We start from the raw sequence: 12,526 nt of genomic DNA on the forward strand, positions 1-12,526 counted from the left end.
ATCACTCAAAATCCTAGGCAATGCACGCGAGTTTCCGGCGGGTGGCCTGCCTTCCCCCTGCCGGCGTCCCCGATCGTCCCCCCATCGGTGTACCGGCAGCCCGTACCCGGCCGTCACCGACCGCGTGACGCAGAACGCGTCGCGCTGTCGGTGACGCGCCGCTGTGCCCTCCCGGTCCCGCAGCCCACGGAACTGAGGACAGCATGAGATGGAAGCAACTCGGACGGCGGTTCGCCGTCGGAGCGGTGGCAGCCGCGCTGATGACCGTCGGGCTCCTGCCCGTCGCCGCATCGGCGGCCGTCCGGAGCCCCGACCTGGCTCTCGGTAAACAGGCGACGACCAGCGGGTCGCACGGTGGCTACGCGGCGTCGAACGTCACCGACGGCAGTCAGCAGACGTACTGGGAGAGCCCGGGCACCTTCCCGCAGTGGGTCCAGATCGACCTCGGCAACCGGTTCGACGTCGACCAGGTGGTGCTGAAACTGCCGACGACGTGGGAGGCGCGGACGCAGACGCTCGCCGTCCAGGGCAGCACGGACGGGAGTGGCTTCAGTACCCTGTCCGCGTCGGCCGCCCGGGTGTTCAGCCCTTCGGCGGGCAACACCGTCACCATCGGCTTCCCCGCGAAGCAGGCACGGTTCATCCGGGTGCACGTGACCGCCAACACCGGCTGGAACGCCGCGCAGCTCTCCCAGGTGGAGGTCTCCGGGGACGGCGGGGAGGATCCCGGCCCACCGTCCCCGGACGGCTCCAACCTGGCACTGAACAAGCCGATCGAGGCTTCGTCGGTCACACAGACCTATGTGGCGGCGAACGCCAATGACGACAAACTCTCCACGTACTGGGAGTCGAACGGATACCCCTCGACGCTGACGGTGAAGCTCGGCGCCGACGCCGACATCGAGGCCGTCGTCGTCAAGCTCTCCCCGGACCAGGCGTGGGCGACCCGTACGCAGAGCGTCCAGGTGCTCGGCCGCGCCCAGGACGCCACAATATTCGCCTCGTTGAAGGACCGCGCCGACTACTCCTTCAACCCCTCCGGCAACCAGAACACGGTGACCATCCCGGTCAGCGGCCGGTACGCGGACGTACAGCTCAAGTTCTTCTCCAACACCGGTGCGCCCGGTGCGCAGGCAGCAGAGATCCAGGTCGTCGGGACCGCCGCCCCCAACCCCGACCTGACCGTCTCCGAGCTGGCATGGTCGCCCGCCACGCCGTCGGAGAAGGACGACGTCACCGTGAACGCCACGGTGCGCAACACGGGTACGGCGGCGTCCGCCGCGACGACGGTCGACGTCAGCCTCGAAGGCCTGGTCGCCGGCAGCGCGTCCGTGGGCGGTCTCGCCGCCGGAGCATCGGCCACCGTGCCGGTCGCCGTCGGCAAGCGCCCGATGGGCGCCTACAGCGTCTCGGCCGTCGTTGACCCGACCGACACGATCGTCGAGCAGGACAACAGCAACAACAGCCGCACCGCCGCGTCGAAGCTCGTGGTCTCCCAGAGCCCCGGACCCGACCTGGAGGTGCTGGGCATCACCTCCAGCCCGTCGAATCCCGCGGTGGGCGCCGCCGTCACCTTCACCGTCTCCGTACACAATCGCGGTACCACGGCGGTGAGTTCCTCGACGGTCACTCGTCTCCTGGCGGAGAGCACCACACTGAACGGCGCGACCGGGGCCGTTCCCGCCGGAGGTACGGTCAGCGTGCCCATCAGCGGGAGCTGGACCGCGAAGAGCGGCGGGGCCAACCTGACCGCCACCGCGGACGCGACCGGAGTCCTCACCGAGACCAACGAGAACAACAACGTCTTCTCCCGCGCCATCGTGGTCGGCCGGGGGGCTGCGGTCCCGTACACCGAGTACGAGGCGGAACAGGCCGACTACGAGGGCACGTTGCTGAAGGCCGACCAGGAGCGCACCTTCGGGCACACCAACTTCGCCACCGAATCCTCGGGCCGCGAATCCGTGCGGCTGAACTCCACCGGCCAGTACGTCGAGGTCACCTCGACCGTACCGTCCAACTCCCTCGTGGTCCGCAACTCGATCCCCGACGCCTCCGGTGGCGGCGGGACGGAAGCCACGATCAGCCTGTACGTCAACGACACCTTCGCCCGCAAGCTGACACTCTCCTCCAAGCACAGCTGGCTCTACGGTGACACGGACAGTCCCGAAGGCCTGTCCAACCAGCCGCAGGCCGACGCCCGCAGGCTGTTCGACGAGTCCAACGCCCTGCTCGGCCAGACCTACCCCGCCGGCACGAAGTTCCGTCTCCAGCGCGACGCGGGCGACTCGGCCTCCTTCTACATCATCGACCTCGTCGATCTGGAGCAGGTGGCGCCGCCCGCCGCCCAGCCGGCCGGATGCACGTCGATCACCACCTACGGTGCCGTCCCGAACGACGGAATCGACGACACGGACGCCATCCAGCGGGCAGTGACGGCCGATCAGAACGGTGACATCGGCTGCGTGTGGATCCCGCAGGGCCAGTGGCGGCAGGAGCAGAAGATCCTGACCGACGACCCGCTGAACCGGGGCCAGTTCAACCAGGTCGGCATCAAGGACGTCACCATCCGCGGCGCGGGCATGTGGCACTCCCAGCTGTACACCCTCACCCAGCCCCAGAACGCGGGCGGCATCAACCACCCGCACGAGGGGAACTTCGGCTTCGACATCGACGACAACACCAAGATCTCGGACCTGGCGATCTTCGGTTCCGGCACCATCCGGGGCGGAGACGGCAACGCCGAGGGCGGAGTGGGTCTGAACGGACGCTTCGGCGATGGCACCAAGATCACCAACGTGTGGCTGGAGCACGCGAACGTGGGCGTGTGGGTCGGCCGTGACTACGACAACATCCCGGACCTCTGGGGACCGGGCGACGGCGTCGAGTTCACCGGCATGCGGATTCGCAACACGTACGCGGACGGCATCAACTTCGCGAACGGCACGCGCAATTCGACCGTGTTCAACTCCTCGTTCAGGAACACCGGCGACGACGCACTGGCCGTGTGGTCGAGCAAGTACGTCAAGAATCCGTCGGTGGACATCGGCCATGACAACCACTTCCGCAACAACACCATCCAGTTGCCCTGGAGGGCCAACGGCATTGCGGTATACGGCGGTTACGGCAACACGATCGAGAACAACATCATCGCCGACACGATGAACTACCCGGGCATCATGCTGGCGACGGACCATGATCCGCTGCCTTTCTCCGGGCAGACACTCATCGCCAACAACGCGCTCCACCGCACGGGCGGTGCGTTCTGGGGCGAGGCCCAGGAGTTCGGTGCCATCACCCTGTTCGCGGCCGGTCAGGACATTCCCGGCGTCACGATCCGGGACACCGACATCCATGACTCGACCTACGACGGCATCCAGTTCAAGTCGGGCGGCGGGTCCGTGCCCGGAGCGCAGATCTCGAACGTCCGCATCGACAATTCCGTCAACGGGTCCGGAATCCTCGCCCACGGAGGTGCGCGGGGCAGTGCGACCCTGACCGGTGTGACCATCACCGGCTCGGCCGACGGTGACGTCGTGGTCGAACCAGGATCGCAGTTCGTCATCAACGGCAGCGCCGGTCCGGCGTCCACCCGGAGGTAGATCCGGTCCTCGGACCGGGCACGACCCGGCCCCCGGCCGGCGCGCTGTCCGAGCGCGCCGGCCGGGGGAGCGCCGACTCACCTTCCTGGGGCCGGAATACCCATGCGCTCCCTCGGCCGTGACGGTTGCGATCCGTCCGCCTGTGCGGCCCTGGCGGCGACGAGCTCCTGCGCCAGCCGCCGCATCCCCTCCAGTATCTGAGGGTCACGCGCCAGCGCCCCCGTGTCGGCACACTCGCGCAGCGCCTCGTCCGCCTCCGCCAGCCGCCCGCAGCGCAGCTCGACCTCGGCGAGCCCCACCAGCGCGTAGGGCAGCACCCACGAGGAACCGAGTGAACGGGCCAGCCGGACCGCCGCGTTCGCCAGTGCCGTCGCCCGCCGGTGATCGCCCACCAGTAGTTCGGCGCCCGCCAGATTGCTCTGGTCGAAGGCGAGCACCGTAGGGTCCCCGGTACGCCGGGCGACCGACACCGCGCGCCGTGCGCAGTCCCGTGCGGCCTCCGTCCGGCCCTCCTCGCGGGCCAGTTCACCCACGACGGAGAGTGCGCTGGAGATCAGCGCCGCATCACCGGTCCGCTCGCCGGTCAGCAGTGCCGCCTCGGCCGCCCCGCGGCTCTCGCGTACCTGCCCGGAGGTGAGCAGCGAAGCGGCACGGATCGTGAACAGGCGGGACAGCAGCGGATCGCGGTCGTCCTCGGGCAGCCGGGCCGCCTCCAGCTCCGCCCGGCGCAGCGCGGCCATCGTCCCGTCGGGCCGCCCGGCGTAGAAGCTGAGCGCGCCCTCGGCGAGATGAAGACCGACCCGGTCGGCAACCGTGGACCGCTTCGGCGAGGGCGCCTCACGGAGCACCGCGAGACCTTCGAGCGGGCGCCCGGCACGTCCGAGCACCTCGGCCAGGGACACCGCGGCACGGAGCGCCCCGGCGTGTTCGGCGGCCGACGCCAGATCGCGGAGCGCACACCGCAGTACCTCCTCGGCCTCCGGATACCGTGCCGCGCGGCGGAGCACATTCCCCCAGGCGAGCCGCGCCTCGGCGGCCGCGACGCTGTCCGTGGCGTCGAGTTGGGCCACCAGTTCGCGGTAGTAGTCGCTTGCACTGTCGTTGGCGTACAGGGCGGCGGCCCGGTCGGCGGCGGCCCTGAGGAAGACAGGTGCTCGTGAGTCGTCCGCCACCGACATGTGGAAGGCGAGGGTGTCGACGGCATCGGGACGCAGCCCGAGCACGGTGTCGGCATACGCCTGATGGAGGCGACGTCGCGCGGCCCTGCTGAGCTGTTCGGCACACGCCAGTCGTACCAGCGGGTGTCGGAACGCGTAGCCGAGGACCTGACGGCCGCCGAGGACCACATCGCGCTCCTCGACAATGCCGGAACCGGCTGCCGCATCGAGCGCCGCCACGACCTCCGCCCCGTCCAGCGGCGGATGCAGCCCGGCGGAGGTGACGGCCTGGAGCTCGGCGAGCGAGACCGCGGTGCCGCCCGCCACGGACAGGGCCACGAGGGTGCGCCGGGCGTCCCCGGGGAGCCGGGCCAGCCGTCCGCCGACCAGGCGCCGGATGCTGTCCGGGACGGCGTCCGCGGCCGGTTCGGCGGTGGTGCGGTGGCGGGGTCCCATGCGTTCCAGGTCCGATTCCGCACTGGTGGTGAGTTCCAGGGTGAACAGCGGGTTCCCGAGCGACAGCCGGAAGATGCGTGAGGCGGTACGGCGGTCCTCAGCCGGCCCGCCGCGGCCGGCTGCCGCGGCGGCGAGTCCCGCGCAGTCGGCACGGCTCAGACGCAGCAGGTCGACCTCCATCGCCATCCGCTGCCGCAGGATGCCGTCGAGCACCTGCCGCCGCACGTCGTCCGGATCGAGGGTGTCGTCGCGGCAGGTGGCGATGAACCTCCATCGTCTGGCCTGCGCGGTCCGCACCAGGTGATGCAGCAGGCTCAGCGAACCCGGATCGGCGGCGTGCACATCGTCGAGGACGACGAGGACCGGCCGGGTGGCCGCAAGGTCGGTGAGGACACCGGCGACGGCCCGGAACAGCCGGGCGCGCTCCTCCTCCGGGCTGGCGGCGGCCGGCGGCCCGCCGCCCAGGGAGGGCAGCAGGGCGGCGAGGCCGCTGTGCTCGGCGCTGACCCGGGAACGCTCCTCGGCGCTGCAGCCGGCGAGGTGACCGTCGAGCGCGTCGGCGAACACCCCGTACGGTGTCTGCCCCTCCGCCTCGTGGCTCGTGCCCCAGAGCACGCACACACCCTGCGCCGCCGCGCAGCGCGCCGCCTCCGCGACCAGCCTGGTCTTCCCGATCCCCGCCTCACCGCGCACCACGACGAGCGGGGTGTCGCCCGCCGACGCCGAGGCGTGCTCGGCGAGCAGCGCCAGAGGGCGCTCGCGGCCGAACAGCGGGAGCCGTTCGGGACGTCGGATCGCGGGTGGCAAGGGCGTGGGCTCCGGCGCGGTCCGGGCGACCGGCGCCGTGCCGAGAGCATCCAGTGCGGACAGGGCGGTACGGTGCAACGCCTCCAGCGCGGCACCGGGACGCACCCCGAGCTCATCGTCGAGCGCCTCACGGCAGGCGTGGTACTGGCGGATGGCCTGCCGCGGCCTGCCCATGTCGCACCACGTGCGGGCCAGCAGCAGGTTCAACGGCTCGTCGGCGGGCGAGCGGTCGACCGCGTCCCGCAGCACACCGATCGCCGCCTCGGTGCGACCGTCGGCCAACAGCCGCTCGGCCAGAGCCGGTACGAGCCGCTCGCGCAGCACCTCGATGCGGCGACGGCGCTCCCCGGCCCAGTCCGCGTACCGGTCCTCCGGCAACAGCTCGCGGTCCAGGACCTGCAGTGCCTCTCCGATCACGTCGGCGTCCCCCGAAGCGAGCGCGGCGCGCCCGGCCTCCTCGGCCCCGTCGGCGTCGACCCGCACCCGGTCCGGCGCCAGGAACAGCAGATCGCCCTCCGCGATCAGATAGGAGGAAGGAACCCGCGGTGCCAGCTCGGGCTGCAACGCGTGGCGGGCGGCATGCAGGGTGACGCGAAGATTCCGCACCGCCGTGTCCATCGGGGCGTCCGGCCACAGCAGATCCATGACCTCCTCGCGGTGGCGGCGCAGACCAGGAGCCACCGCCAGCAGCTTCACCAGGGTCTGCGCGGTGCTGCGCCGCCACCGGCGGGGGATCGCCACGCCGTCGTCGCGGACCGCCGCGAACCCCCCGAGGAGGTGCAGGGACAGCATCGGGGCGCGTGAGAGTTCGGCCGGTACTGGCATGCGCACACCCCAACGATCAAATGGCACCTGTACGGCTGCTGTGTACACGGCCGCCGTTACTGGGGTGTTACAGCGGGCGGGGCCTCCCGTTCCTGCTGGTTTCGCCCACCCGCGCAGACCGGGAGCCTGAAGCCGACCGTGCCGGAACAGGGAGGGATTGTGATGTCCGAAGCGCTGGGACTGACCGATGAGGAGACCCGGATCTATGCAGAGCTCGTACGGCAGGGGCCCTGCCGTGTCGACCGGTTGCCCGCGCTGACAGGACTGCCGCCCGAGCGGATCGAGGTGTAGCCGACCGGTCTGGCGGCGCGGGGCCTGCTGACCAGGACGGAAGGTGAGGGGCCCCGGGTGATCGTCTCCCCGCCGGACATCGCGGGCGAAGTCCTGCTGCGCGATGCAGGAGTTGCACGTGGCCCGCGCGGCCATGGGCCGGCTCGCCGCCGCGTACCGAACGACCGCGGAGCAGCAGAGGACCGACTCCGTGCCGGTGGAGTTCATCCCCGGCGCAACGGTCGCCCAGCGGTTCGACCAGCTCCGGAGCAACGCGCGCAAGGAGGTCCTCGTCTTCGGCATCCCGCCGTACGTGTCCCGCGCCGCCGGCCTCGACCTGCTCGCCAACGACCGTGAAATGGAACAGCTTTCGGCAGGGGTGCGCTACCGGACGGTCTACGACCGCCGGGCACTGGAGAGCCCCGGCGGTCCGGGCCGGATCGGCCGGTACGTCGACGCGGGGGAGGAAGCACGATCAGCACCCAGGCTTCCAATAGAGATGGTGATCGTCGACCGCGAACTGGCGATCCTGCCCGCGCCCGTCGACGGCCCGGGCACGCAGAGCGCCTCCGTCCTGGTCCGCCCCGGCCCGCTCCTCGAGCGGTGCATCCGCCCGCCGTCCGCCCGTGCCAGGGCCTTGAGCAACCGGCGCGCACCGGGCCGTGACCACCGCGCGGCCGGGGCCGTCTCACCGGCGCGGTCCACCCGGAAGCCGCCGAGCACCCTGATGGTGACGATCTCCACCGCTGACGGAGTCACCGCATTCCCTCCGTACGCCGGACCATGATGCCGCGCCACGGTAGGAAGCCCTCATTACCCGCCCATACCCATTACCCGTTAGTGCCCGCGGCTGCCGGGGCACTGCCCGGCGGCGGCGTCGTCAGCGAAGCCGGCAGCTCTTCACGGTGGACGATGCCCAGGCGCTGCGTGGCGCGGGTCAGTGCCACGTACAGGTCGCTGGTCCCGTACCTGGCGGGCTCCACGACCAGTACATGGTCGAATTCGAGCCCCTTGGCCTGGCGCGGGTCGAGCAGCACCACCGTGCGGGTGAGATCGGGCTCCTCACCGGCCGTCACACCGTCCAGCCGGGCAGCGACCTCCTCGTGGAGCGCCGCAGGCGCGATCACCGCGAGTCGTCCCTCCTCGGGCATCAGCTCAGCGACCGCGAGCGCCACCGCGCCCGCCAGATCCTCGCCGGCGTCGCGCGTCCAGGGCGCCTCACCGGTGGACCGCACGGAGCCGGGAGGCTCGAACGACGGGTCCACGGCCCGTACGACACGGGCGGCGAGCTCCATGATCTCGGCAGGCGTACGGTAGTTCACGCCCAGCCTGACGTGTTCGTAGCGGTCACCGACGTACGGCTGGAGGATCGTGTCCCACGAGCCGACCCCGGCCTCCTCGGAGGTCTGCGCCGGGTCGCCGACAAGGGTCAGCGAGCGTGTCGGCGAACGGCGCATCAGCAGCCGCCACGCCATGGGCGACAGCTCCTGCGCCTCGTCGACGATGATGTGCCCGAACGCCCAGGTCCGGTCGGCGGCGGCGCGTTCGGCCGCGCTGCGGTGGTCGGCCTCCTCCTGCCGCTCCGCCATGCGTTCGGCGTCGATGATGTCGTGGGCGGCGAGGATCTCGGACTCCTCCTCGTCCTCGAACTCGTACGTCTCCGAGCCCCGCGACATCTCCAGGACGGCCTGCGCGTACGCGATCCGCTCCTGGCGCCCTGCCTCGGCGGCGGCCCGATCGGCGCTGTCGTCCGCCCCGAGCAGTTCGGCGGCCTCGTCGAGCAGCGGGACGTCGGCGGGGGTCCACTCCCCGTCGCCCGGCGCTCGACGGATGGCGTCGGCGTCCTCGTCCGGCACGTACACGGGCTCGGCCAGATAGTCCGTCAGGAACTCCTCCGGGGTGAGCTCGGGCCACAGCGCGTCGATGGCGGCGTGCACCTCCTCACTGACGGCGACGCTCTTGCCCAACTGGGCGAAGTCGTCCGGGCCGAGGAAGTTGGGGCCGCCGTACGGGTCCGCACCGAGGCGCTCGCCGAGCTGCGCGGTGAGGGCGTCGATGATCCGGAAGGCGAAGTACGGGCGGGCGAGGTTGTGCGGGAGGCGGGTGTCGCGGGCCCCCTGCCGGGCCTCGTAGGCGATCTCCCAGTCGAGGACGAGGTCCCCGTCGTCGTTCCGGATGATCAGCGGGGCGCCGGGCTCGGGCAGCTGCTGCCGGTCGCGTACGGCGAGGGCGAGCGCCTCGGCCATCGGTTCGCCGCCCTTGACGGCGGCGGCGCGCGGGGCGTCGGTGCCGCGTGCGTGGACGCCCGGGAAGAGTTCGGCCTGCGTGGAGAGCAGGACACCCGTCTCGCCGAGCGCGGGCAGCACCTCGCCGATGTAGCGCAGGAAGGCGGGGTTGGGGCCCACGATCAGGACGGCACGCTTGGCGAGCAGCTCGCGGTGCTCGTACAGGAGGAAGGCCGCCCGGTGCAGCGCGACAGCGGTCTTGCCCGTGCCCGGGCCACCCTCGACGACGAGTACACCGCGGTGCGGGGCGCGGATGATCCGGTCCTGCTCCGCCTGGATGGTCCGCACGATGTCGCCCATGCGGCCGGTGCGGGCGGAGTCCACGGCCGCGAGCAGCACGGCATCGCCGCTCGGGTCCTCGAAGCCGGTGCGCTCCCGGTCCCCGAGGTCGAGGACCTCGTCGTGCAGTTCGGTGACGACGCGGCCCTCGGTGGTGAGGTGCCGACGCCGGCGCAGCCCCATCGGTGTGTGCCCGGTGGCGAGATAGAAGGGGCGGGCGACCGGCGCACGCCAGTCGATCAGCAGGGGAGTGTGTTCGGTGTCGTCCTCGCGGATCCCGATCCGGCCGATGTGGTGCGTGTCGCCGTTCGCGAGATCGATGCGCCCGAAACACAGCGAACCGTCCACCGCGTCGAGGGCAGCCACCAGACCCGAGCGTTCCGCGACGCGGACATCGCGTTCGAGGCGCGCCTGCAGGCCGGTCCCGACCGGCGTCAGCGCCTCCTCGACGGCGTCCGAGGCGGCCCCGCGCAGCACGTCGACACGGTGATGGAGCCGGTCGACGTATTCCTGCTCCTTCTCCAATTCGACGCTTTCCCGATTTGACAAAATGGCTCCCTGCCGGATACTGTGTTTCTGGTAGGCCCCCTGTGCGGGGCCTTTTCTGTGGGCACACAGAAGAATTCAATATACGTGAGAAAATCCCCGATCCGCAATTGCGGACCGGGGATTTCCTTGTGCGCCGAAGGGGGTGGGTCAGTCCCAGCGGTCCTGGTTGATGAAGTGGCCGAAGCCCCGCCAGGAGTTGGGTCCCATGGCCCCGTCGATGGGTCCGGTGTAGCCGTTGGCGGCGGCCAGTCGTTGGACCGCGGCCCAGGAGTTGGGTCCCATCACGCCGTCGATGGGTCCGGTGTAGCCCCAGTTGCGCATGTTCCTCTGGAGCGCGGCGTATGTGTTGGTCCCGGGGACACCGTCGATCGGGCCGGTGTAACCGGACTCGATCCGCAGCCAGTTCTGCGTCCGCTTCCACATGATCGGACCCGGAATACCGTCCTGCTCGGTCGTCGACTTCGGCAGCCCGCCGCCCCCGCCCAGGTAATTGAGCGGGTTGACCCGGGTGCCGCCCGGGGTGATCAGATGCCAGTGGACGTGCGGTCCGGTTGAGCTCCCGGAGCCGGGGGCACCGACGGCACCCCCGGACCGTCCGACGATGGCGCCCTTGCCGACCGAGGTGCCGTTGGCCAGCAGGAACTGCGACAGGTGCATGTACTGCGTCCGGTACCCGTCGCTGTGGGTGATGGTCACCGTGTGTCCACCCGTGCCGTTGTTCGGGATGTTGGTGACGACGCCGGCGCCGGCGGCGGGCAGCGCAGTTCCGACGCCCATCCCGTAGTCGAGCCCGCCCAGGGAGCCACTGTTGAGGTGATCCTGCCAGGTACCCGTCATCCGGTAGCCGCTGAACGGGTTGTAGATGTCCAGGGCGTGGGCGGCGGTTCCCGAGAACAGTACGCCGCCGGCGGCCAGGCCGAGCGTGGTGACCGAGCCGCGCAGCAGGGTGCGGCGGCTCATCTCGAGCCGTGGCCGATCCTGCCGGCCGTCGTCAGGCCGATGGTTCTCGCACACAGCAACTCCCTTGTTAATACGGCGACTTGAGCTGGCGGAGGAACGCGGCACCACGGTAGCCTACGCGCATAGATATTGATAAGAACATGTCACGTTTGCCGCTGTGAGCCCCGCCCCCACCGGAGGAAGCATGCGCAGGAGAACCTTGATCCGTGGCGCCGTCGCGACGGCCCTGGCCCCGGCCGGCATCGTCACGGCCGCCCGCGCCGCGGCCACCACCGGGCCGGCTCCCGCTGCCGACGTGCAGGGCGTGGACGTCTCGAACTACCAGCGCGGCATCGACTACGCCCGCGCCGTCGGGGAAGGCCGTAGCTTCCTCATCGCCAAGGCCGGAGGGTGCCAGCTCGCCGAGGGCCCCTACGTCACGTCCTCCTACGCCGGCCATGTGGACGGCGCCCGCGCCGCAGGTCTGCGCGTGGGCCACTACTGGCTGTCGGGGGACTTCCTCACTCCCACCGCCGCCGCCGACTACTTCGTGGACCACCTCCACGACTACCGCGTCGGTGACGTGCTCGCGCTGGACGTCGAGGTGCTCGACGACTCCACCCGGCTGTGGAACGACACGGATGTGTCCGCCTGGTTCAACCGCGTACGGGAACGGGTCGGCGCCTACGTGCCCTGGTTCTACATCAGCGCCGGTGCGCTGCGGGCCGGTACCTGGAGCCGCACCGTCGCCGCCGGCGCTCACCTGTGGGCGGCATCCTGGGGGTCCGACAACGGCACCTATCCCGGCGCACCGGACCTCGGCGGCCGCTACCCCGCCTGGGCCGCCCACCAGTACACGTCGGTCGGATCCGCGGGCGGAGTCTCTCCCGTCGACCTCAACCTCGCCCGCTCCTGGGCCTTCGACCTCACGGAGCCCACCGACCCGCCGCCCGGAGGGGACGCGCTGCCGAAGTCGACGACCGAGCAGGACGGTATTCCGGGTCCGATCATGTGGAAGCGGACGCAGAACTGGCTGCGGATCGAGTCCGGTTACACCGGCCCGATCGACGGTGTCCCCGGGACCAACACATACGCCGCGCTCCAGAGGAACATGCGCAACTGGGGCTACACCGGACCCATCGACGGCGTGATGGGACCCAACTCCTGGGCCGCGGTCCAACGACTGGCCGCCGCCAACGGCTACACCGGACCCATCGACGGGGCCATGGGACCCAACTCCTGGCGGGGCTTCGGCCACTTCATCAACCAGGACCGCTGGGACTGACCCACCCCGGTCAGGCCGCGGTCCGGGCCGCCGCGCCGTGCGCGGGCATCAGCACGCCCCGCTGAGTGCGCACCA

The 12,526-nt window shown here is 70.9% G+C and carries 7 protein-coding genes; 4 read left to right on the forward strand and 3 right to left on the reverse strand.

Annotation, left to right across the window (positions count from 1 at the left end):
• The first annotated feature begins 203 nt into the window (after window positions 1-203).
• On the forward strand, window positions 204-3,599 hold the full coding sequence (locus OG844_RS41085) for a CARDB domain-containing protein (RefSeq protein WP_406388244.1): 3,396 nt from the start codon (window positions 204-206) through the stop codon (window positions 3,597-3,599).
• A gap of 77 nt (window positions 3,600-3,676) precedes the next feature.
• On the opposite strand, the gene OG844_RS41090 is transcribed toward OG844_RS41085, so the two are convergent.
• The gene (locus OG844_RS41090; protein WP_406388242.1) at window positions 3,677-6,844 is read right to left on the reverse strand and encodes an ATP-binding protein; all 3,168 of its coding nucleotides are present in this window, start codon (window positions 6,842-6,844) and stop codon (window positions 3,677-3,679) included.
• Between the two features lie 162 nt (window positions 6,845-7,006).
• On the opposite strand from OG844_RS41090, the gene OG844_RS41095 reads away from it, so the two are divergent.
• Together OG844_RS41095 and OG844_RS41100 are read left to right on the forward strand one after the other, a co-directional pair.
• Window positions 7,007-7,135 (forward strand): hypothetical protein, encoded by a 129-nt coding sequence (locus OG844_RS41095; RefSeq protein ID WP_406388241.1) that lies wholly within the window; start codon window positions 7,007-7,009, stop codon window positions 7,133-7,135.
• Between the two features lie 118 nt (window positions 7,136-7,253).
• Window positions 7,254-7,901 carry a hypothetical protein gene (locus OG844_RS41100; protein ID WP_406388239.1) on the forward strand — a complete coding sequence of 216 codons (648 nt, stop codon included), beginning with the start codon at window positions 7,254-7,256 and terminating at the stop codon, window positions 7,899-7,901.
• Between the two features lie 43 nt (window positions 7,902-7,944).
• On the opposite strand, the gene OG844_RS41105 is transcribed toward OG844_RS41100, so the two are convergent.
• Both OG844_RS41105 and OG844_RS41110 read right to left on the reverse strand, forming a co-directional pair.
• On the reverse strand, window positions 7,945-10,203 hold the full coding sequence (locus OG844_RS41105; RefSeq protein WP_406388238.1) for a HelD family protein: 2,259 nt from the start codon (window positions 10,201-10,203) through the stop codon (window positions 7,945-7,947).
• Between the two features lie 171 nt (window positions 10,204-10,374).
• Window positions 10,375-11,187 carry a peptidoglycan DD-metalloendopeptidase family protein gene (locus OG844_RS41110; RefSeq protein WP_406388236.1) on the reverse strand — a complete coding sequence of 271 codons (813 nt, stop codon included), beginning with the start codon at window positions 11,185-11,187 and terminating at the stop codon, window positions 10,375-10,377.
• Between the two features lie 184 nt (window positions 11,188-11,371).
• On the opposite strand from OG844_RS41110, the gene OG844_RS41115 reads away from it, so the two are divergent.
• Window positions 11,372-12,451, forward strand: a complete 1,080-nt coding sequence (locus OG844_RS41115; RefSeq protein WP_406388234.1) for a GH25 family lysozyme — start codon at window positions 11,372-11,374, stop codon at window positions 12,449-12,451.
• Window positions 12,452-12,526 lie beyond the last annotated feature (75 nt).

The sequence above is a fragment of the Streptomyces sp. NBC_00887 genome, assembly GCF_045207585.1.

Coding starts and splice junctions, on each gene's coding strand:
- OG844_RS41085 (WP_406388244.1), top strand. CDS start 204: ATGAGATGGAAGCAACTCGGACGGCGGTTCGCCGTCGGAGCGGTGGCA.
- OG844_RS41090 (WP_406388242.1), bottom strand. CDS start 6,844: ATGCCAGTACCGGCCGAACTCTCACGCGCCCCGATGCTGTCCCTGCAC.
- OG844_RS41095 (WP_406388241.1), top strand. CDS start 7,007: ATGTCCGAAGCGCTGGGACTGACCGATGAGGAGACCCGGATCTATGCA.
- OG844_RS41110 (WP_406388236.1), bottom strand. CDS start 11,187: ATGAGCCGCCGCACCCTGCTGCGCGGCTCGGTCACCACGCTCGGCCTG.
- OG844_RS41115 (WP_406388234.1), top strand. CDS start 11,372: ATGCGCAGGAGAACCTTGATCCGTGGCGCCGTCGCGACGGCCCTGGCC.